16 protein-coding genes are annotated in these 21407 nt (G+C 55.5%); 12 read left to right on the top strand and 4 right to left on the bottom strand.

Annotated elements, in window-relative coordinates; genetic code table 11:
* Positions 1-128 precede the first annotated feature (128 nt).
* A complete protein-coding gene (locus tag ACA373_RS07680) occupies positions 129-1088 on the top strand; it encodes an aldo/keto reductase (RefSeq protein ID WP_370734291.1) in 960 nt (319 codons plus the stop codon).
* On the opposite strand, the gene yegD is transcribed toward ACA373_RS07680, so the two are convergent.
* From yegD to ACA373_RS07665, 3 genes are all read right to left on the bottom strand, one after another.
* A complete protein-coding gene (gene yegD, locus ACA373_RS07675; RefSeq protein WP_253460040.1) occupies positions 1089-2441 on the bottom strand; it encodes a molecular chaperone in 1353 nt (450 codons plus the stop codon).
* 120 nt (positions 2442-2561) lie between these two features.
* Complete coding sequence (locus ACA373_RS07670) at positions 2562-5219, bottom strand: diguanylate cyclase (protein WP_370734290.1); 2658 nt, start codon at positions 5217-5219, stop codon at positions 2562-2564.
* 146 nt (positions 5220-5365) lie between these two features.
* Positions 5366-5995 carry a phosphatase PAP2 family protein gene (locus ACA373_RS07665; protein ID WP_253460046.1) on the bottom strand — a complete coding sequence of 210 codons (630 nt, stop codon included), beginning with the start codon at positions 5993-5995 and terminating at the stop codon, positions 5366-5368.
* A gap of 241 nt (positions 5996-6236) precedes the next feature.
* Between ACA373_RS07665 and udk the strand changes: the two genes are divergently transcribed.
* The 3 genes from udk (at position 6237) to asmA (ending at position 9467) form a co-directional block, all read left to right on the top strand.
* Entirely contained in the window at positions 6237-6878 is a 642-nt protein-coding gene (udk, locus tag ACA373_RS07660) for a uridine kinase (RefSeq protein ID WP_125288134.1), read from the top strand.
* A 98-nt stretch (positions 6879-6976) separates the two neighbouring features.
* Positions 6977-7570: a dCTP deaminase gene (gene dcd / locus ACA373_RS07655; protein ID WP_253461273.1), complete on the top strand. Its 594-nt coding sequence runs from the start codon at positions 6977-6979 to the stop codon at positions 7568-7570.
* Positions 7571-7634: 64 nt separating this feature from the next.
* Entirely contained in the window at positions 7635-9467 is a 1833-nt protein-coding gene (gene asmA / locus ACA373_RS07650; RefSeq protein ID WP_370734289.1) for an outer membrane assembly protein AsmA, read from the top strand.
* Positions 9468-9510: 43 nt separating this feature from the next.
* Here the strand turns inward: asmA and ACA373_RS07645 are convergent, their stop codons facing one another.
* Positions 9511-11082, bottom strand: coding sequence for a TerC family protein (locus tag ACA373_RS07645; RefSeq protein ID WP_253460052.1), 1572 nt, complete (start codon positions 11080-11082; stop codon positions 9511-9513).
* 788 nt (positions 11083-11870) lie between these two features.
* Between ACA373_RS07645 and wbaP the strand changes: the two genes are divergently transcribed.
* From wbaP to ACA373_RS07605, 8 genes are all read left to right on the top strand, one after another.
* A complete protein-coding gene (gene wbaP, locus ACA373_RS07640) occupies positions 11871-13304 on the top strand; it encodes an undecaprenyl-phosphate galactose phosphotransferase WbaP (RefSeq protein WP_253460055.1) in 1434 nt (477 codons plus the stop codon).
* A gap of 250 nt (positions 13305-13554) precedes the next feature.
* Positions 13555-14697: a polysaccharide export protein gene (locus ACA373_RS07635; RefSeq protein ID WP_125288131.1), complete on the top strand. Its 1143-nt coding sequence runs from the start codon at positions 13555-13557 to the stop codon at positions 14695-14697.
* Positions 14698-14709: 12 nt separating this feature from the next.
* Positions 14710-15144 carry a protein tyrosine phosphatase gene (locus tag ACA373_RS07630; protein ID WP_253460058.1) on the top strand — a complete coding sequence of 145 codons (435 nt, stop codon included), beginning with the start codon at positions 14710-14712 and terminating at the stop codon, positions 15142-15144.
* Between the two features lie 12 nt (positions 15145-15156).
* Positions 15157-17325 (top strand): tyrosine-protein kinase Wzc, encoded by a 2169-nt coding sequence (wzc, locus tag ACA373_RS07625; RefSeq protein ID WP_253460062.1) that lies wholly within the window; start codon positions 15157-15159, stop codon positions 17323-17325.
* A gap of 96 nt (positions 17326-17421) precedes the next feature.
* Positions 17422-18327: a glycosyltransferase family 2 protein gene (locus ACA373_RS07620; protein WP_253460065.1), complete on the top strand. Its 906-nt coding sequence runs from the start codon at positions 17422-17424 to the stop codon at positions 18325-18327.
* Positions 18328-18360: 33 nt separating this feature from the next.
* Positions 18361-19491 (top strand): EpsG family protein, encoded by a 1131-nt coding sequence (locus tag ACA373_RS07615; RefSeq protein WP_125288128.1) that lies wholly within the window; start codon positions 18361-18363, stop codon positions 19489-19491.
* Positions 19492-19539: 48 nt separating this feature from the next.
* Positions 19540-20595, top strand: coding sequence for a glycosyltransferase family 4 protein (locus tag ACA373_RS07610; RefSeq protein ID WP_253460068.1), 1056 nt, complete (start codon positions 19540-19542; stop codon positions 20593-20595).
* An 11-nt stretch (positions 20596-20606) separates the two neighbouring features.
* On the top strand, positions 20607-21407 hold the full coding sequence (locus ACA373_RS07605) for a glycosyltransferase (RefSeq protein WP_301251112.1): 801 nt from the start codon (positions 20607-20609) through the stop codon (positions 21405-21407).

Genomic DNA, 21407 nt, shown 5'->3' with positions numbered 1-21407 from the left:
ATAACCGTTCAGCAAGTGTAAGTATTCCTGCCCCGGCGTGCCTGTACCGTCAATCAACAAACGGCTCGTGTGGATATTTGCTACGCTAATAGTCACTTCAGAAACCCTTCCAATACAGGAGTATAAAGATGATCCAAACGCATCGCGAGCTGGGCCGTACCGGTATTCAGGTTCCCACGCTGACTTTTGGCGGCAACGTTTTCGGCTGGACGGTCGATCGGCAAACTTCTTTTTCTCTGCTGGACGCGCTGGTGGAAAAAGGCCTCTTCTTTATTGATACCGCCGACTGCTATTCGCGCTGGGCGCCGGGCAACGAGGGCGGCGAATCAGAAACCATCATCGGCGACTGGCTGAAGAAAACCGGCAAGCGCAATCAAATCGTGCTGGCCACCAAGGTCGGCATGGAGATGGGCGAAGGCAAAACCGGCCTGTCGCCCGCCTATATTCGCCAGGCGGTAGAGGCCTCGCTAAAACGTTTGCAAACCGACTATATCGATCTCTATCAGGCGCACCGCGACGATAGCGACACCCCTTTGCAGGAGACGCTGGCGACCTTCGACGCGCTGATTAAAGAAGGCAAGGGGCGGGCCATTGGCGCCTCTAACTACAGCGCGGAAAGGCTGCAGGAAGCGCTGAATATCAGCAAACAGCAGGGCCTGGCCCGCTATGAAACGCTACAGCCGGAATACAATCTTTATGACCGCCAGGGTTACGAAAGCGGCCTGGAGCAGGTAGCACGGGAACATGGTCTGGGCGTGATCAACTACTATTCGCTGGCCAGCGGCTTTTTAAGCGGCAAATATCGCAGCAAGGCCGACGCGAACAAAAGCAAGCGCGGCGAAGGCGTGGTCGAGAAGTACCTGAACGATCGCGGCCTGCGCATCCTGAAAGCGTTAGACGAGGTGGCGGAAGAGAGCCAGGCCACGCCAACGCAGGTTGCGCTGGCGTGGCAGATTGCCCGTCCGGGCATCACCGCGCCGATTGTCAGCGTGACCTCGCTTCCTCAGCTGGAAGAGCTGAGCAAGGCTGCCAGTCTTCAGCTTAGCGAGGAAGCGATCCGCAAGCTTACCGAAGCGAGCCGCTATTAATTAGCGAAACAGCACCTGCGCCCAGCGCGCCAGACCGGCGGTGACGGAACCGAAGTCATCGCCGCTGGCGAGCGGGATGTCCGGCAGCTGCTTTTGCAGCGCCTCGCGCAGCACCGGCGAGCGGGCGCTGCCGCCCGTCAGATAGATCACGTCCGGTCGGGTGCCGCTGCCGTCCAGCGCCAGCTTTACCTGTTCCTGAATGCGCTCCAGCGGCTGGGCGATAGCGCTTTTCAGCGCGTCCACGCTGATATCGGTCGCCAGCGACTGCTCAATAAAATCCAGCGTCGAGGTGGCCGAAGGCCGATCGGAAAGGGCGATCTTGCTCTCTTCCGCCGCGCGCACCAGGCGATAGCCCAGCCGCTGCTGCCAGACTTTCAGCAGGCGCTGCACTTTTTCCGGCTCGCGGGCGTCGCGGATCAAATCCTGAAGCTGTTTGCGGCTGGCCGTGGCGTAAAAGTCGCTTTGCGCAGGCACGTCGTTGATAGCGATAGCGTTCCACCACGGCAGCGCAGGCAGCGCGATGCCTTTGTGCGTCTGGCCGCCGCTGCCCAGCAGCGGCATCAGCTCTTTAAAGGCCAGCATGATGTCCAGGTCGTTACCGCCGACGCGGCAGCCGCTGTGGCCCAGCAGGCTCTCCTGTCGCTCGGCCCTGTCGTGCCATTGCGGGCCCATCAGCAGCACGGAGCAGTCGGTGGTACCGCCGCCGATATCCACAATCAGCACGCGCGTCTCTTTTTTCAGCGTCGCTTCAAATTCCAGACCGGCCGCGACCGGCTCGAACTGGAACTCAACTTCTTTAAACCCGGCGCGGCTGGCGGCGCGCGCCAGGATGCCCTGCGCCTGGCGGTTGGCTTCTTCGCCGCCCAGCCCCTGGAAGTTGACCGGACGGCCAATCACCGCCTGGGTAATGCTTTCCTGCGTCTGCGCTTCGGCCTGCTGGCGGATATGCAGCATCATCGCGCACACCAGATCTTCAAAGAAGGCGACCTGCTGCGGCTTCAGGCCGCTCGCGCCCAGGAAGGATTTTGGCGATTTAACGAACCAGGTATCTTCCGGCTCGGCCATATACTGCGCCAGCGAAGCCAGACCGAACTGCACGCTGGCGGGCGTGACTTCGATATCTTCTTCACGGTTGAACGCGATGGCGCGCCGTAAAATCGCCTGATTTTCGGCTTCGGGCGTTGGCACCTGGTGATGGCGAAACAGCCATTCGCTGACCGTATCGCGCGTCGGCGCGCAGAGCATTGAGGGTAGCAGGCTGGAACCGTTTTCCAGCGGCAGCAGCGCGGGCACGCCCTCTTTCATGATGGCGACCGAGCAGTTTGCCGTCCCGTAATCAAAGCCGATAAACATTCCTTCCCTCCGCTAATAAAAAAAGGGGGCGACTTTAGCCCAGGGGCGGCAGGAGAGCAAGCGCCGGGTAAGCTTTAATTGACGCGCGCGGCGCTGGTTGTGTGCCAGGGCGAGCAAAGGCTACCGCAGCGGGCTGCTGTTATTGCCTTGAGAAGAGAGCTGCTGCGGTAAAATTTGTTCGTTTTCGCGCTGTGACAGCACGGGTTTAAGCGTATCTATCAGCTTTGCTTCATAAATGGAAAACTGGCCGCGACCGTTGTGCTTGGCGTTGTAGCAGGCCAGATCGGCCTGAGCCATCACGTCGCTGGCGTGAGCGTTGTCCTTGCTGAGCTGGGTGATGCCCGCGCTGGCGCCAATGCGGTGCAGCTGGCCTTCCCACAGAAAAGGATAATGATTTACCGCCACCACCAGGCACTCTGCGATATCGCGAGCCTCACCAAGCGCGCAGTCCGGCAGCAGCACGCCAAACTCATCGCCGCCCAGGCGCGCCAGAAAGTCGCCGCTGCGCAAATGCTGTTTCATCTGGCCCGATATCTCCCGCAGCAGCGCATCGCCGGCGGCATGACCGGCGCTGTCGTTGACCGCCTTAAAGCGATCGAGATCGATAAAGATCAGCGCGTGCTGACGCTGCTGCTGGCTGGCGCTGTGCAGCAGCTGTTTCAGACGCTGCTCGAAGCTGACGCGGTTAGGCAGGCGGGTCAGCATATCGTGCGAGGCGCCGTAGCTCAGCCGCCGCATCATCTCCCGCGATTCGCTGACGTCCTGGATCACCATCACGCTGCCGATATAGCCGCCTTCCAGCGTTTTCAGCGGCGTAATGCTGTAGTGAATATCAAAACAGTCGCCGGAACGAGTATGCAGCACCAGCTCTTCGGCCAGTTCCGGCACCGATTTGCTGTGCGGCAGCCCGCATAACAGCAGGTTTTCCATTTCCGGGCCGTCGCTGCCGTGAGTGATGCGCAGCAGATCGCTGAGCCGTTTTCCTGCCGCCTCTTCCTGCGTCCAGCCGCTCATCACTTCCGCTACCGGGTTCATAAACGTCACCCGCATCTCTTCATCCGTGCTGATCACCGCCTCGCCGATGGCGTCCAGCGTAATGTGCATTCGCTCTTTTTCCTGGTAGAGCGCGTCGGTCAGCTGACGCATCGCTGTCACGTCCTGATTGATGCCAAGCATTCTTTCAACGTTGCCGTCGTCGCCAAAAACCAGCGTCGACTGGCTGTGAATAAAGCGGATGCCGTCATCCGTAGCGATACGGAACACGATATCTACCGGCAGGGATTCTTTGATGCCCTTATCAAAAGCGTCGATAGCCATTTGACGATCGGCAGGCAGCAGGCTGTTAACCCACGTCAGATAGGTCGCCTGGCCTTCTTCCTTCAATCCATAGAGCTGAAACATGCGCTTGTCCCAGTTCATTTTGCCGGTCTTCAGGCTCAGATCCCAGACGCCGATGCCGCCCGCCTCATTAGCCAGCGTAATACGTTGCATCAGGCGGCGGTTGGCGGCTTCGGTCTGCTTCAGGTCGGAAATATCTTCAATTTGAGAAATAAAGTAGAGCGGCCGCTGCTCGCTGTCGCGCACCAGCGAGGTTGCCAGCAGCGCCCAAACAATCCCCCCGTCTTTACGCAGATAGCGTTTTTCATGACTGTAGGTTTCGATCTCGCCTGCCAGCAGCTCGTGAAACTTGCTTTCATCAACCGCCAGGTCATCAGGGTGCGTCAGCATCTGAAAGGTCATCGTGACCAGCTCGGTTTGAGCGTAGCCCAGCAGCCGACAAAGCGATTGATTCACCTGTAGAAAGCGGCCTTCCGGCGACACCAGCGCCATACCGATCACCGAATACTCCATGGCATGACGGAATCTGGCCTCGCTCTGGGAGATATGCTTTTTTTCCTCCCGGAACGAGTGCATCACCTGCGCCATAATATGGCTGGGAATGATCGCCAGCAAAAACGGCAGCCAGGGCGCGCTGTTCACGATAGTCACCGCGTTGGTATATTGCACCAGCTGGTTTAGCGCCAGCAGCAGGCTCATCATCAGCAGCGTGGCGAAGAAAACAATAAAGGCAGACAGGCGTGGCAGGCGTACGGCGCTGTAGAACAGCACCACCATCACAAAGGTAAAAGACCACGGCAGATAGCGTAACGCGCAGTAGCTCAGCGCCAGCGTCACGATCAGCGTCAACAACGTTTCCACCAGCGCGTGCTGGCTAAGAGATTTGCGCAGCTCTTCGGGTCGCCATAGCAGGCAAACCGGGCCGATCGCCAGCATCCCGATGGTTTCCGACACCGCCCAGGTGGTAAAAAAGTGGAAGTTGGCCCGCCCGGTAAAGTTCAGTGACCAGCAGGCGAGCAGCGCGCCGAGCAGCGGCGTAAAGATGCCGACCGACACCACCATCTTGCTCCAGCCGAGCAGCGAATCCAGCGGCGCTTCTCTGTCCAGCAGCCTGCGCAACAGCGCGCCGCCCAGCAGCGCCTGAAGTAAATTGATTAGCGGAAACGTCAATACGACGACGGCTGTGCCTACCATCAGCGCGTTGGCGGCGATAATGCCGACCATACAGCCGCCCAGCAGTCCCGGCAGTCTGCGCGGCGGATAGTGGAACACCAGCAGGGTCATCAGGGCGGTGGGCAGCCAAAGCGAAGAGATTTGAATGCTGACTTTAATCAGTTCCAGACAAAACAGCGTCAGGACAAAGGAAAGCACGCCAAACATCGCTCCCCTGAGCCAGGGGTGAGAGGAGCGGTCAGCGGGGGAAAACGTATCAGTCGTCATAAAAATCCAGCGAGGCAACGGGGAACGGTCAGCTCGAACCAGGTAACTTAAGGCATGCTAACACATTCGTTTTTGAATGCCTGCGCTAATTCAAAAGATCGCTTTATTCGGGCGATTGACCGCCGCGCGCCGCTGGTGGACGGGAATTACTGCCGAAGCTTCAGCAAATCGTCACGTGTCCAGGGATGGTCAATGCCGGCAATCTGCACGGAAAGACGCTGTAAAAACTGTTGCGTGGTGGCAAGACGACCGTGGCTCAGCAGCAGCAGAGGCAGCAGGAGCGCAATGCAAAGCTGCAGCGTGGAAAAGCCCTGCACTCTGGCGCGCCGCTGGCTGACCAGGAAAGCCGTACTCAGGGTAAAGCCCAGGATCAGACCGGTAATCACTTCGCTGGTGGAGTGGTAGCTAAGCAGCAGCCGCGAGACGCCGACCAGGATGGGGATCAGGTAGCCGATACCAACGGCAAACAGGCGGCCCTTGTCCGACAGGCGTCCGCTGAGCAGCCACAGCATCACCGGCCACAGCGTTGCCGACATAGCGGTGTGGCCGCTGAAGCCGGTAAAGTTCAGGTGCGCGCTGCCAAGGCCAAAGCCCATAAAAGCCACTTTAGAGAGGCTGACCACGGCACCGGCGGTGCAGAACGCCAGTGCCCAATACCAGGCCGCGCGCCGATCGCTGTTTTTCCAGCTAATCAGCCCGGCCATCACGATAGCGGTAGGGATAAGCAACATGCTGTCGCCAAAATAGGTCAAAAAATGCAATGTACGCCAGTACACGGTGTTTCCTTATTATGCTGTGATAACCCGCTACGCTGTTGCAACAGGGTGCCTGCAACGGCCGGGCCGACATTGTGAATCTGACAGCCAACAGTTTAGCGAGAGGGGCAGCAGAGGTATAACGGGAAAGTCTTAAAAGCCTTCCGCCGGTTTTTTCTGGCATCAACACCCCGAAATCCCTATAATTACGCGCGAATTCATCCTCTCCATCTGTCTCAGACACAAATCAGGTCTTTAATTTATGACTGACAAGTCGCATCAGTGCGTCATCGTAGGTATCGCCGGCGCATCTGCCTCGGGAAAAAGTCTTATCGCCAGTACGCTCTATCGTGAAGTTCGCGATCGGGTCGGCGATGAAAATATTGGTGTTATCCCTGAGGATGCTTATTACAAAGACCAAAGCCATCTGACCATGGATGAACGGGTTAAAACAAACTATGACCACCCCAGCGCCATGGATCACAACCTGCTGCTGCAACATTTGCAGATGCTGAAAGCAGGGGAAGCGATCGATCTGCCGGTTTACAGCTATGTAGAACATACCCGTACCGCGCAGACTATTGAGCTGAAACCGAAGAAAGTCATTATTCTGGAAGGGATCCTGCTGCTGACGGACGCGCGGCTGCGCGCCGAAATGAACTTTTCGATCTTCGTGGATACGCCGCTGGATATCTGCCTGATGCGCCGCATGAAGCGCGACGTCAACGAACGAGGCCGCTCAATGGACTCCGTGATGGCGCAGTATCAGAAAACCGTGCGTCCGATGTTCCTGCAGTTTATCGAACCTTCCAAACAGTACGCTGACATTATCGTGCCTCGCGGCGGTAAAAACCGCATCGCGATCGATATCCTGAAGGCGAAGATCAATCAGTTCTTCGAGTAAACCTGTCCCGGCGGCCGAAAGGGCCGACCGGGTAGCCCGCGCAGGGAGCGCTCATGCTCCCGCCGCTCAGCCTGTTATTAATTTGGGAGTATCTGTCCATGCGTTTATGCGACCGTGATATAGAAGCCTGGCTCGACAGCGGCCAGCTTGATATCTCTCCGCGTCCGCCGGTAGAGCGTATTAACGGCGCTACCGTTGACGTCCGCCTCGGCAATCAGTTCCGCACTTTCCGCGGTCACACCGCTGCCTTTATCGATCTCAGCGGCCCGAAAGACGAGGTCAGCGCGGCGCTTGACCGCGTGATGAGCGACGAAATCGTGCTGCCGGAAGGCGAAGCGTTCTTTTTACACCCTGGCGAACTGGCCCTGGCGGTGACGTTTGAATCCGTGACCCTTCCTGATAACCTGGTCGGCTGGCTGGACGGGCGTTCATCGCTGGCCCGGCTGGGACTGATGGTGCACGTTACCGCCCACCGTATCGATCCGGGCTGGCAGGGACGTATCGTGCTGGAGTTCTATAATTCTGGTAAGCTGCCGCTGGCGTTACGGCCGGGGATGCTGATTGGCGCGCTGAGCTTTGAACCGCTTTCCGGGCCGGCGGCTCGTCCTTATAACCGTCGTCAGGATGCAAAATACAAAGGGCAACAGGGCGCGGACGCCAGCCGTATCGATAAAGATCAGGACGACGTATAGCGGCGGCGGGGCAGGGCCTGAGCCGGCGGCATGCGTCAGGAAGTGGAAGCTATAAGGGGAAGGCATGAAAAGGTTTATCACCACGTTGGCCATTTTGCTGGTGGTTATCGTGGCCGGCATGACGGCGCTGGTTTTGCTGGTCAATCCCAATGATTTTCGCGCCTATATGGCCAGACAGGTCGAACAGCGCAGCGGCTATCAGCTGGCGCTGAACGGCGATTTGCGCTGGCACGTCTGGCCGCAGCTCAGCATTCTCTCCGGCCCGATGACCCTGACCGCGCCCGGCGCGCAGCAGCCTTTTGTCAGCGCCAGCAATATGCGGCTTGACGTCAAGCTCCTTCCTTTGCTTTCTCATCAGCTGGCGGTCAAACAGGTTCTGCTGAAAGGGGCGGTGATCCGCCTGACGCCCGACAGCGCCGCGCAGCGTCCGGCCAATGCGCCGCAGGGCCCGGCGGATACCGCACCGCCGCCGCCGCTGACTCAGCGCTGGACGTTCGATATCGACAATTTGCAGGTTGCCGACAGCCTGCTGATCTGGCAACAGAACAGCGGCGAGCAGCTTAACGTTCGCGATCTGAACCTGCAGCTGTCGCAGAACGCGCAGCGCCATGCCCATATTGAATTTGGCAGCCGCGTCAGCCGTGACCAGCGTGAGCTGTTGGTGAATCTGAATGCGGATGTGGATCTCAGCCACTATCCACAGCATCTTGCAGCCACGGTAAACCAGCTGGACTACCAGCTGAGCGGGGCCGATCTGCCGCGTGAAGGCGTCAAAGGGCAGGCGACCCTGCAGGCGGAGTGGCGCGACAGCGATGCTTTCAGCCTGAAAAATCTGGCGCTAAGCCTTAACGACAGCCAGCTCAACGGCAGCGCCAGCGGGACGCTGGGCGACCGCCCGCAAATCGCGCTGGATCTGCATGCCTCCGTGCTGAATCTGGATCCGCTGTTAGGGCTGGAAACCGAGGTCAACAGCGAAGGCCAAAATATCCAGACTCAGCGCGGCGGCCCTGCGCCCGTTATTGCTCAACCCGTGCAGGATAACGCCAGCTCGCCGTTTAACCAGATGGACGGACAGCTGGCGCTGTCGGCAGATAAGCTTAACTGGCGCGGTATGACGTTTGACGGGGTGACGCTACAGGGCAACAGCAGTAATGGCCTGGTGACGCTGGCGACACTGACCGGCAAAACGGGCAACGGGCAGTTTTCCCTGCCGGGCAGCCTCGATTTCCGCCATGCACAGACGCAGATCGCGCTGACGCCTTCCTTGCAGAATATCGCCGTGGCGCCGCTGCTTAAAGCGTTTGAGCTGCCGGCTTCGCTGAGCGGCGATCTGACGCTGAACGGCAGCTTCAGCGGCGCGGGCCTGAGCGTGCCCGCCTTTAAACATGCCTGGCAGGGCAGTGCCGAAATCAGCCTGAACAACGCGCTGCTCTCCGGACTGAACTTCCAGCGTATGATCCAGCGCGCCGTAGAGCGTAGCAGCAGCCGCGTTCACGCCGCCGCCGGGCCGGAGAACGACTTCCAGCAAATCACGGGTAAGATGTCGCTGCAAAAAGGGCTGCTGGCTTTCGTCGACCTGCACGGACGCGCCTCCATGCTTAACTATAGCGGCAAGGGCACGGTGAATATGGCAGACAAACAGGCGGATATGAACTTTGGCGTAACGGTCACCGAGGGCTGGCAGGGCGACAGCGAGCTGATTGGACGGCTTCAGCAGACGCCGGTGCCGTTAAGGATCTACGGCCCGTGGGATGGCCTGAACTATTCGCTGCAAATCGATCAGGTACTGCGCCAGCAGCTACAGGATGAAGCGAAGAAGCGTCTGAAAGCGTGGTCGGAGAAAAATCCGCAAAGCGGCAAAAGCAGCTCGGTACAGAAACTGATTAACGACCTTTGATGGGCAGCGCTGATAAAGCAGCATCGCTTTATCAGCGCCGGTGTTACCAGTCTTCTTCTTCCGTCACCAGAGGGATTATTTGGACTTTCTGCACGCGGTGGCTTTCTACTTTAAGCGTGCGGAACAGGCAGTCGTTAATCTGGATCTCTTCGCCTTCCTGCGGCACCCGCTGCATATGCTCCATCAGCAGTCCCGCCAGCGTGTGATACTCCCTTTTTTCATCCAGCGGCAGCGGCACGTACATAATCAGGTCGTCCAGCGGCATATGCCCGTTGGCCGTCCAGCTGCCGTCTGCGTTTTGCTGGATATCGTAGCGGGGATCGATAGCTTCGCCTTCGTTAGGCAGGTTGCCCGCGATGGTTTCCATCACGTCGCTGAGCGTGACCACGCCCTCTACCGACCCAAACTCATCCACCACAAAGGCAAAATGCGTGCGCGCATTGCGAAACTGCTCCAGCGCCGGCAACAGCGACAGCTGCTCGGGGAACACCAGCGGCTGACGGATCAGCGCGCGGATATCCAGACTGTCGCCGTGCAGCGCCTGCTTCAGCAGGTCAATAACGTGCACCACGCCGAGCGGATCCTCGCTGTTTTCCGTGACCACCAGCCGCGTATGCTGGTTCTGGTCAAGCATCGCCATAATTTCTGCCGGCGACTCGCTGAGATCCACAGAAGCGATATCCTGACGGGAGGTCATAATGCTGCTGACCGTGCGCTGCCCCATGCCAAGCACGCGCGCAATCATCATGCGCTCCTGCTTGTTAAATATCGCCTGGCTGCTGCTGTCGGCAACCAGCGAAGAGGTTTCCGCATCCAGCTCCGCCTGCTCGTGGCTGCCGCGCAGCAGGCGCAGCACGGCTTCGGCGGTACGTTTACGCAGGGGCGCCTTGGAAGAGAGGAAGCGGCGACGGTTGAAATGCGCCAGCTGATTCAGCGCTTCGATAATCACCGAGAAACCGATAGCGGCGTAAAGGTAGCCTTTAGGAATATGATAGCCAAAGCCGTCCGCCACCAGGCTGAAACCAATCATCAGCAGGAAGCTCAGGCAGAGGATAACGATCGTCGGGTGTTGATTAACAAAACGCGTCAGCGGCTTGCTGGCCAGCAACATTAAGCAAATTGCGATAATAACGGCCGCCATCATCACGGCCAGATGGTCCACCATCCCTACGGCCGTGATCACGGAATCCAGGGAAAAAACGGCGTCCAGCACCACAATTTGCGCTACCACTGGCCAGAATTTAGCCCCACGCTTTTGTGGATTTTCATCCTCATCTTTGCCTTCCAGCCGTTCGTTCAGCTCCACTGTCGCTTTAAACAGCAGAAAAACGCCGCCCAGCAGCATGATTAAATCGCGCGCGCTGAAGGCGTGTCCGCCGACCGAGAAGAGGGCAGAGGTCAGCGAAGAGAGCCAGGAGATAGAGGCCAGCAGCAGCAGACGCATAATCAGCGCCAGCATCAGGCCCGTGACGCGGGCGCGGTCGCGCTGCGCGGGCGGCAGCTTTTCCGCCAGGATAGCGATGAAGACAAGATTATCAATGCCCAGCACCAGTTCCAGCACGATCAGGGTGACAAGGCCAGCCCAGATTGACGGATCGACGATCCATTCAAACATCAGAAGTTCACTCATACAGATTAAGGAAATGCCATGATGATAGTGAACGCCGCCTGATTCAACAAATAATCCCCTGAAAGTCGCCGCAAGGTCGATAAACAGCCGAATAAATCGCCACTCATTCCTGGAATTGCCCGCGCAAAATTTGGCATCTGATTAAAAGGTTTTCAGGAATATTCGCATAGGTCTGCCTGTTGAAATAAGGGATACTTAAGCAATGAAGTAAAGTCAGACAGGAATATTCTGACTGTGACAGTAAAGCTAATCTGAATTTATCGTGAGGATAAAGATGAAAGGTATGGTTTAGCATGGCGCTGAAGGTAGTCTTAATCCTAAAAGCGCGCATGGGTAGCGGCAGGCTCTTGTAAACAGGCCAGTAATAACTAGTATAGCAATGTGTTAGTAAATGGCTGCGTTAATGTAGCAATTAGCACGGTCGCGTCTTAACGTTCTTTTTTATGTTCGGCTTTATGTAGACGCGCCAGTTAGTGCCTTTAGATGGCAGGATAAAACCAACACTTCAGGACAAAATACAGCGCATTGGCAGCTACAAGCCAGGGGCGGTAGCGTGTCCGAAGCGGTGAAAAGACCACGCCTTTTGGCGATAAAATCACCGCAGTTGTTGATTTTACATGTCATTCTCTGATTGTACTGCCAGTTACCATGAGCTTTTACACAATTTCTGAATACGTCTCCTGTGTAATAAAGAGCGTGTCGATAAGATACGCAATCCTTAGCGGTGGGAATTATTAAATCACAGGCTTTTGAAGAAAAAATAAGAGTTAACTATGCGCGATATAGAATTTACATTTAAAGGACTGTTAATAAAAATATCACTGGCACTTTCAGATCTTATTTTCTTTAACGCCTCCTTATTTATTGCTGTTCTGCTGATGAAAACTTTTCCAAACAGTTTGTTGGAAAATATGTCAGAGCAGGATCTGCAATTAAAAATAAGCACACACATCATTCTCTCTGTGATTTGTATCGGCTGGTTCTGGGTTCGCCTGCGCCACTATACCTATCGCAAACCGTTCTGGTTTGAATTAAAAGAAGTCTTCCGCAGCGTGCTGATCTTCTCCGTTATTGACCTGTCGATTACGGCATTGTCAAAATGGGAAATGTCCCGCTGGGTGTGGATTATTACCTGGCTGCTGGCGCTGATCCTTATTCCTGTCGGCCGCGCCATCGTTAAGCGTGTGCTGAACCGTAACGGCCTGTGGAAAAAGCAGTCCATTATTATCGGCAGCGGTAAAAATGCGGAAGAAGCCTATCTGGCGCTGCAAAGCGAAGAGGTAATGGGCTTTGACGTGGTGGCTTTCTACGATGTGGATGGCACTACGCCCGCGCCTGCGCTGTTCGGCATTCCGGTCATTCGCGATGAAACCTCGCTCTGGCAGCTGGTCAACAGCGAAACGCAATTTATTGTCGCCGTAGAATATGAACAGAGTCAGTATCGTGATCTCTGGCTGAAAAATCTGGCGAAACATAATTGCCGTTCCGTTTCCGTTATTCCTTCACTGCGTGGCGTACCGCTATACGGTACTGATATGGCTTATATCTTCAGCCATGAAGTTATGATCCTGCGCGTCAGCAATAATTTGGCGAAGCGCACCTCGCGTTTCCTTAAGCGTACCTTCGATATTGTCGGTGCCTTAAGTATTATCACCATGCTGATGCCTGCGCTGGCCTTCCTGATCTTTATGGTCGCTCGCGACGGCGGCAATCCTATTTATGGGCATGAGCGAGTAGGGCGCAACGGACGCAAATTTAAATGCCTTAAGTTCCGTTCAATGGTGGTGAATTCCAAAGAGGTACTGGAAGAAGTGCTGCGCACCGATCCTGTAGCGCGTGCGGAATGGGATAAAGACTTTAAGCTGAAGAACGATCCCCGCATCACCCGCATCGGTCACTTTATTCGTAAAACCAGCCTTGATGAGCTGCCGCAGCTGTGGAACGTGGTTCGCGGCGAGATGAGCCTGGTCGGCCCGCGTCCGGTGATTGAAGACGAGCTGGAGCGCTATGCGGGCGACGTTGACTACTACTTTATGGCTAAGCCTGGTATGACCGGCCTGTGGCAGGTAAGCGGACGTAACGATGTCGATTATGAAACCCGCGTTTATTTTGACTCCTGGTACGTAAAAAACTGGTCATTGTGGAACGATATCGCCATCCTGTTCAAAACCATCGGGGTGGTGCTTAAGCGCGACGGCGCCTATTAATTTGAGCTTTCGACGCGCTCTTCGGAGCGCGTCGCTGTTATAGCGTAGTTTGACTGTAACCGTCATGGACTTACGCGCTCACCACTTTCTTTGTTAAGCGTCGGTTCACAGCGAGTCGGCAAGGCATTAAAAAAGGATAGGGATCGGACGATAATGACTGACAGTTATAGCGATTGAAACGCTTATCTTTACTTTTGCAAGACGCTACACAGCGGCGGATCCGCCACTATCAATCAAATTACTGATAGCGATGAAACAGATGATTACAATCAAAACGAAGTTACTGCCCTTGTTGATATCGGCTACCCTCCTTTCCGGATGTACGGTAGTTCCGGGTTCAAAGCTTTCCACCAGCGGAAAAGACGTAATTAAGCAGCAGGACAACGATTTTGACATTGATAAATACGTTAATGTCTTCCCGATGACCCCAAGCCTGGTTGACCGTATGCGTCCGGCGCCCGTTGTGGCGCGACAGAACGTTCAGCTGCAAAATGAACTGCAAAACTATGAGTATCGTATCGGCGTCGGCGATGTGCTGACCGTTATCGTCTGGGACCACCCGGAGCTGACCACGCCAGCGGGCCAGTACCGCAGCGCGAGCGACACCGGTAACTGGGTTCACTCAGACGGCACCATCTTTTACCCTTATATCGGCCGCGTTCGCGTAGCCGGTCGTACCGTGCAGGAAGTGCGTACCGAAGTCGCCGGCCGCCTGGCGCAGTATATCGAAAGCCCGCAGGTTGACGTCAGCGTCGCCTCGTTCAAGTCGCAGAAAGCGTACGTGACGGGCGAAGTGACCACGTCTGGCCAGCAGCCGATTACCAACGTGCCGCTGACTATTCTGGATGCGATCAACGCCGCAGGCGGCCTGACCGCCAATGCCGACTGGCGCAACGTGGTGCTGACCCACAACGGCAGCGAAGTGCCGGTTTCTCTGCAGGCGCTGATGCAAAACGGCGATCTGTCGCAGAACCATCTGCTTTATCCGGGCGATATCCTGTTTGTGCCGCGCAACGACGATCTGAAAGTCTTTGTAATGGGCGAAGTCAGACAGCAGACCACGCTGAAAATGGATCGCAGCGGTATGACGCTTTCCGAAGCGCTGGGCAGCGCCCAGGGCATGGATCAGACCGCCTCTGACGCGACGGGCGTATTTGTTATCCGTCCAATCAAAGGGAAAAACCGCACCAAGATCGCCAATATCTATCAGCTGAACCTGAAGGATGCGTCGGCGATGGTGATGGGCTCCGAATTCCAGCTGGAACCGTATGACATCGTTTATGTCACCTCAACGCCGCTGACGCGTTGGAACCGTGTTATTTCGCAGCTGACCCCAACTATCACCGGTATCTATAACGCGAGCGAAAACGCACAGATCATTCACAGATGGTAACGGCGGGGCATGATGATTAATTCAATCTTAGTGGTCTGCGTCGGCAATATCTGCCGCTCTCCTACGGGGGAGCGGCTGCTGAAACAGGCGCTACCGGATAAAAAGATCGCCTCGGCGGGGCTGAGCGCGCTGGTCGACCATCCGGCCGACGAAACCGCCAGCAGCGTCGCCAGCGAACATGGGGTTTCGCTGGCGGGCCATCAGGCACGGCAGCTGACCTCCGGCATGTGCCGGGATTACGATCTCATCCTGGTGATGGAAAAAAGGCATGTCGATCTGGTCAACCGCATTAACCCCTCCGTACGTGGCAAGACCATGTTATTTGGCCACTGGCTCAACCAGCAGGAAATAGCGGATCCCTATAAGAAAAGCCGCGATGCCTTTGAAGCCGTGTACGGATTACTCGAAAAAGCTGCCCAGAAATGGGTCACCGCATTAAGCCGATAGTTGGGATACTCGATGAATATAAAAAGTAAGGCGCCGACCGCGTCGAAAGAGGAAGCTGGCGGGTGGGATTTAGCGCACCTTGTCGGACAGCTGGTTGATCATCGCTGGATTATCGTGGCCGTTACGGCCTTCTTCCTGCTGCTCGGCACGCTCTATTCGCTGTTCGCCACGCCTATCTATAGTGCGGACGCGCTGGTACAGGTAGAGCAGAAAAGCCCTAACACCGTGCTGACCGATCTGACCGAGGCGCCGGTGGAACCCGCTTCCGCCACGGAAATCCAGATCATCCAGTCTCGTATGGTGATTGGCAAAACGGTAGACGATTTGGGCCTGAACATACAGGTTGAGCAAAATCACTTCCCCGTAGTGGGCAAAGGCTTTGCCCGCCTGCTGGGCGAAAAGCCGGCCAAAATCGCCGTATCCCGTCTTGAGATGCCGAAAAGCTGGAAAGATGCCAGCGTAAAGGTTGAGATCACCGGCGCCGACAGCTACACCGTTTCGAAAGACGGCGACGATCTGTTCAAAGGTAAAATCGGCCAGTTCCAGCAGCAGCATGGCGTGTCGATGCTGGTTAGCGGCATTGACGCTGAACCGGGCACCACTTTTACCGTCTCTAAGCTGTCCACGCTGGCGGCGATCGGCATGGTCACTAACAACCTTGCCGTGGCCGACAAAGGCAAAGATACCGGCGTGATGGGTCTGACCTATACCGGTGAAGATCCGGAGCTGATTAGCCAGGTGCTGGATCGGGTGATGAGCAACTACCTGATGCAGAACGTGGAGCGTAAATCCGCCGAAGCGCAAAAGAGCCTGGAGTTCCTGCAGCATCAGCTGCCGCAGGTGCGCAGCAAGCTGGACGAAGCGGAAGACAAGCTTAACACCTATCGTCGTAATAACGATTCGGTGGATATGTCGCTGGAAGCCAAATCGGCGCTGGACTCCTCTGTTAGCGTACAGAGCCAGCTAAACGAGCTGACCTTCCGTGAAGCGGAAGTTTCCCAGCTGTTCACCAAGGATCACCCGACCTATCGCGCATTGCTGGAAAAACGTAAAACGCTGGAAGACGAGCAGAAAAAACTGAACCAGAAAATCGGTCAGATGCCGCAGACCCAGCAGGAAATTTTACGTCTGACCCGCGACGTGCAGGCCGGTCAGGAAATCTACATGCAGCTGCTTAACCGTCAGCAGGAGCTGAGCATCAGCAAAGCCAGTACGGTTGGCGACGTGCGCATCATCGACCATGCGGAAACCGCATCCAAGCCGGTTGCGCCGAAGAAAATGCTGATTATGCTGGCCAGCCTGATTGCAGGCCTGGTGATCTCCGTGGGCATCATCCTGCTGAAAGCGCTGTTCCACCACGGCATCACCGCGCCGGACCAGCTGGAAGAAGCCGGTATGAACGTTTATGCCAGCGTGCCGCTTTCCGAATGGCAGCGTAAGAAAGACGTCGAGGCGCTGAACAAGCGCGGCGTGAAGGTCGATCCGCACAACAGCCTGCTGGCGTTGGGCAACCCGACCGACCTCTCTATCGAAGCGATCCGTAGCCTGCGTACCAGCCTGCACTTCGCGATGATGGAAGCCCGTAACAACGTGCTGATGATCACCGGCGCCAGCCCTGGCATTGGTAAAACCTTTATCAGCGCCAACCTGGCGGCGCTGGTTGCACAGGCGGGGCAGAAAGTGCTGTTTATCGATGGCGATATGCGCCGTGGCTATACGCACGAGCTGCTGGGCGCGGCCAATAAGTCCGGACTGTCCACCATCCTGTCGGGCAAAACCGCCTTCACGCAGGATCTGATCCAGCACGGTGAATACGGCTTTGACTTTATTCCGCGCGGACAGGTGCCGCCAAACCCTTCCGAGCTGTTGATGCACAGCCGCATGAACGAGCTGCTGGAGTGGGCGAGCAAAAATTACGATCTGGTACTGATCGATACGCCGCCGGTGCTGGCCGTGACCGATGCAACTATTATCGGCAAGCTGGCAGGCACCGCGCTGATGGTAGCGCGCTTTGAAACCAACACGCTGAAAGAAGTAGAGTTCAGCTACAAGCGCTTTGCGCAAAACGGTATCGATATTAAAGGCGTCATTCTTAACGCCGTCGTGCGGAAAGCCGCCAATGCGTACGGCTACGGCTACGACTATTACGATTACAGCTACAAAGGCAATGCAAAAAGCTAATGCTTAAAAGGATCCGCCGCAAGGCGGATCCTTTCGCCTCTGGAATCAGGCCTGTTTCCGGCTGTTTTATGTATAACGTTTAAAAGGTGCCTTGTGATGAAGGATATTTTCTTCTCGATCGTTATCCCTGCCTATAACGCCTCCGAATCGATCGTCACCACGCTGGACTGCGTTAAAGCGCAAAGCTATAAGCATTTTGAAGTGATTATCGTCGACGACAAGTCGGCCGATGCGGCAAAGCTGGCCGAGGTCGTTAACAGCGATCGCTACAGCGACCTGAAAATTAATCTGGTGCTGTCAGAGGTCAAACTCAACGGCGCGGGCGCGCGCAACCGGGGCATTGACCTGGCGACGGGCGACTATGTCTGCTTCCTGGACGCCGACGATGAATGGCATGAAGACAAGCTGCTGGAAAACGTCAAAAAAATCCAGGAGCTGACTGCCAGAGGCAAAGACCGCTTTGTGATCTACAGCCAGGTGAACATTATGCAGGACGGCGCCTTTTTAAAGGTGATGCCGATCAATTTGCCTGCGCACAATGAAAGCATCGCCGAATATCTGTTTGGCTGCTACGGCTTTATCCAGACCAGTACTATTGTGCTGAAGCGCGAGCACGCGGCGGAAATTAAGTTTGATGAGCGGTTTATCCGTCATCAGGACTACGACTTCTGCATCCGCGCGGATAAAAACGATTTTGAATTCGTGATGATTGCAAAACCACTGGCTAACTACCATATGGTGAGCAAATTCAACTCCAGCCATAAAGGCGAGTCCGTAAAGTACTCCACCTTCTGGCTGAAAAGCATGAGCCCGTATCTGAGCAAGCGGGATGTTTATACCTATAAAGCGTATAAGCTGCCGATCCGCTATAAAATGGATGGCAAGGTGCTGCACGCCAGCCTGAGCTTCGCGCAATATTTCTTTTTAACCAACAAAGGCAATCGCGATTATTTTCTCGGCCGTTTAAAACAGAAGTTCTCAGAACGTATTGCAAAAAAATAGCCCTGATTAAAATAATAAGACGGCGGAACAACAATGGCCATATATTGGATAATCAGTTACAGCATTCTGGCGTGCTGTATTTTTGAGTTGGCAGCAATCAACCAGCTTAACGACCCCAGGATCAAACGCGTCATCATGTGGCTGGCGTTTATCTGCACGATGGCGCTGATCTGTTTCGGCGGCTCGCGCGGTCTGCACTCCGGCATGGATGACAGCCAGTACCTGGACTTTTTCGCGGATTTTTCGGCACAGCTTCACGTCAACACCTATGACGCGATCACCGACACCTATCGCTATGAAAAACTCTTTATGCTGCTGGCCTGGCTGTTTTCACTGGTCACCAGCCAGAGCTACTATTTTCTCTTTTTTATCTGCTTTATTGCGGTTTCGACTAACGCTTACTGCTACAAAAAGTATTCTCCGCTGATCCTCTGTTCGCTTTGTTTATATTCAACTCACCTGTTTATCAACAAAGACATGAACCAGATCCGCTTTGGCTTATCCAGCGCCTTTGCTATCGCCTTTATCTGCTCGCTGGCGACAAAGAGAAACGTGCTGGCGCTGGTATTCCTGGTGCTCAGTACACAGTCGCACGCCACGGGTTATACCATCCTGCTGGCGGTGCCGTTCTTCTTCCTGCGCGAGCGCAAGTATCTGCCGCTGATTATCGTCTTCGCCTGTATTCCGCTGGGAATTATCGGCGGGAAAAAGCTCTTTCTCGACTCGTTGGGCATCGTGCCTGGCCTGGGCGAACGAGCGGCGGGCTATAGCGGCACCGACTTCGATACCGCCTCGCCGGTGTTTGGCCTGGCCAACCTGAAAAACATCTTCTTTATTGCCGCCTTTACCCTTTACTACTTCCGTAACGGCATCCAGAAAGGCGATCGTCTGGTTTATATCCTGCTGGTCTCGTATGCGGTGGGCGCGGGCGTGCGTATTACGTTCTCCGACTTCAGTATCTTTGGCGGCAGGGTGGGCAACCTGTTCCTTCACGCCGAACCGATACTTTTCTCTTTCTTGCTGCTGCGAATACGCAATCTGCTGGTAAACGTCGCCTTGTTAGCGGGGATCTGTTCTTACTACCTCGCCTATAACACGATACTTTCCGCGCAGTCGATTACCGGCTATAGCGTAGCGCCGCTGTTCCGTATGTTCAGCGGCTAGGCGGCCCTGAGCCGCGCTTTTTGCTCAATTTCAACAGGATGATTGAATATGTACAAATTGCTGATCCTTATTGACGGCATTTCCAACAGCGGCGGTACGGATCGCGTTGCCAGCACCTTATCCAGCCTGCTCAGCAATAATGATTACGACGTCACGCTCTATTCGTTGAACAAAGGCGATCCTTACTATCCGACCGATGCGAAAGTGAAAATTCGCTATCCCGAAGCGACCGCGCGCCTGCTTAAGATCCGCGAGTTTATCCGCTTTGCGAAATCGCAGCCCTTTGACGGCATTATGATTATCTCCATGGGCAAGCTTTCCGTGCAGGCGCTGCTGGCCATGAAGCTGTTCGGCGTGAAGTCAAAAATCATCTGCTGCGATCACGTCTCGATTGAAACCTTTAAAACGCCGATCCGTCGCCTGAAAGTGTTCTGCTACGGCCTGGCGGACAAAATCGCCGTGCTTACCGATCACGATAAAAGCTATCTGGAAAAAAATTACGGCGTGAAAAACGTGCACGTGATGAGAAACATCTCGCCTTTCCATGCTGAAAGCAGCGCCAGCAGCTTTGATGACGTTTTCGCCGGCAAGCAGGATCGGGTGTTGGCGGTGGGCCGTCTCACTTACCAGAAAAATTTCGACCGGATGCTCGACGTCTGGCAACGCGTGGATAAGCAGGGCTGGACGCTGCAAATCGTCGGCGACGGCGAAGACAAACCCGCGCTGCTGGCGAAAATTAAAAGCTACGGCATGGAAGCGAGCACGGAAATCATTACGCCCAGCAAAAAGATCAACGATTACTACCGCGCCGCCGGCATCATCATCATGACCTCCCGTTATGAAGGCCTGCCGATGGTGCTGATCGAGGCGAAAAACTTTGCGCTGCCCGCCGTCGCCTTCGACTGCAAAACCGGCCCGGCGGAAATTATCAAAGACGACGGGTTCGTTATCGATTACGACAACGACGACGCCTTTGTGGCGCAGCTGAACATGCTGATCGCCGACGAGCAAAAGCGCAAAACCTTTGCCCACGCGGCCTGGCGCAACGCCGAAAACTACGGGCCGACGCTGATCTTACAAAAGTGGAATGAACTTCTGAATTAACGGGTGATGTTATGTTTTCAGTTCTTATGTCTCTCTATCACAGAGAGAAACCGGAAAATGTTGAGCAGTGCATGCAGAGCCTGTACGAGCAGACGCTGCCAGCTGACGAGATCGTGCTGGTCTACGACGGCCCGCTGGGCGACGATCTGAAAGCGGCGGTCAACAACTGGATGGACAAGCTGCCGCTTGTCATCGTGCCGCTGGAAAAAAACGTCGGTCTGGGCAAGGCGCTTAACGCGGGTCTGGATCGCTGCTCGCATAATATCGTCGCGCGCATGGACACCGACGACATCTGCCTGCCGGAACGCTTTGAAAAACAGATCCCCTATATGGAAGCGCATCCTGATATGGCGCTGCTGGGCGCGGCGGTAATTGAATTTGATGAATTCGGCAACGAGCGTCTGAAGCGTCTGCCGCTGAACAACGCAGAGATCCGCCATTTCGCCCGTATGAAAAACCCGTTCAACCATATGTGCGTGGTGTTCCGTAAGGATAAGGTATTGGCGGCGGGCAGCTACCAGCACCACCTGTTTATGGAAGATTACAATTTGTGGCTGCGTATGCTCTCGCAGGGCTATGACGTCGCCAACCTGCACGATGTGCTGATGCGTGTGCGCTCGGGCAGCGAGATGGTCAGCAAGCGCCGCGGCATGACCTATATCAAAAGCGAGGTGCAGCTGTGGTCGTTAAAGAATCGCCTGCGCCAGACTAACTTCGTGAACGGCACGCTCTATTTTCTGATCCGCACCTCAACGCGGGTGATGCCGGTAAGCGTAATGAAGTTCCTGTACGAGCGGGATCGCAAAGGATAA

The sequence above is a fragment of the Erwinia sp. STN24 genome, from assembly GCF_041320675.1.
Taxonomy (GTDB): domain Bacteria; phylum Pseudomonadota; class Gammaproteobacteria; order Enterobacterales; family Enterobacteriaceae; genus Erwinia; species Erwinia aeris.
Note: the sequence above shows the minus strand (reverse complement) of the source record. Positions and strands in the feature narration are given on the sequence as shown.

Excerpts from the sequence above, each read along its gene's own strand:
- ACA373_RS07615 (WP_125288128.1), top strand. The coding sequence starts at position 18,361 with ATGGCCATATATTGGATAATCAGTTACAGCATTCTGGCGTGCTGTATT.
- ACA373_RS07610 (WP_253460068.1), top strand. The coding sequence starts at position 19,540 with ATGTACAAATTGCTGATCCTTATTGACGGCATTTCCAACAGCGGCGGT.
- udk (WP_125288134.1), top strand. The coding sequence starts at position 6,237 with ATGACTGACAAGTCGCATCAGTGCGTCATCGTAGGTATCGCCGGCGCA.
- ACA373_RS07645 (WP_253460052.1), bottom strand. The coding sequence starts at position 11,082 with ATGTTTGAATGGATCGTCGATCCGTCAATCTGGGCTGGCCTTGTCACC.
- ACA373_RS07670 (WP_370734290.1), bottom strand. The coding sequence starts at position 5,219 with ATGACGACTGATACGTTTTCCCCCGCTGACCGCTCCTCTCACCCCTGG.
- wbaP (WP_253460055.1), top strand. The coding sequence starts at position 11,871 with ATGCGCGATATAGAATTTACATTTAAAGGACTGTTAATAAAAATATCA.
- ACA373_RS07620 (WP_253460065.1), top strand. The coding sequence starts at position 17,422 with ATGAAGGATATTTTCTTCTCGATCGTTATCCCTGCCTATAACGCCTCC.
- asmA (WP_370734289.1), top strand. The coding sequence starts at position 7,635 with ATGAAAAGGTTTATCACCACGTTGGCCATTTTGCTGGTGGTTATCGTG.
- ACA373_RS07630 (WP_253460058.1), top strand. The coding sequence starts at position 14,710 with ATGATTAATTCAATCTTAGTGGTCTGCGTCGGCAATATCTGCCGCTCT.
- yegD (WP_253460040.1), bottom strand. The coding sequence starts at position 2,441 with ATGTTTATCGGCTTTGATTACGGGACGGCAAACTGCTCGGTCGCCATC.
- dcd (WP_253461273.1), top strand. The coding sequence starts at position 6,977 with ATGCGTTTATGCGACCGTGATATAGAAGCCTGGCTCGACAGCGGCCAG.
- ACA373_RS07635 (WP_125288131.1), top strand. The coding sequence starts at position 13,555 with ATGAAACAGATGATTACAATCAAAACGAAGTTACTGCCCTTGTTGATA.
- ACA373_RS07680 (WP_370734291.1), top strand. The coding sequence starts at position 129 with ATGATCCAAACGCATCGCGAGCTGGGCCGTACCGGTATTCAGGTTCCC.
- ACA373_RS07605 (WP_301251112.1), top strand. The coding sequence starts at position 20,607 with ATGTTTTCAGTTCTTATGTCTCTCTATCACAGAGAGAAACCGGAAAAT.
- wzc (WP_253460062.1), top strand. The coding sequence starts at position 15,157 with ATGAATATAAAAAGTAAGGCGCCGACCGCGTCGAAAGAGGAAGCTGGC.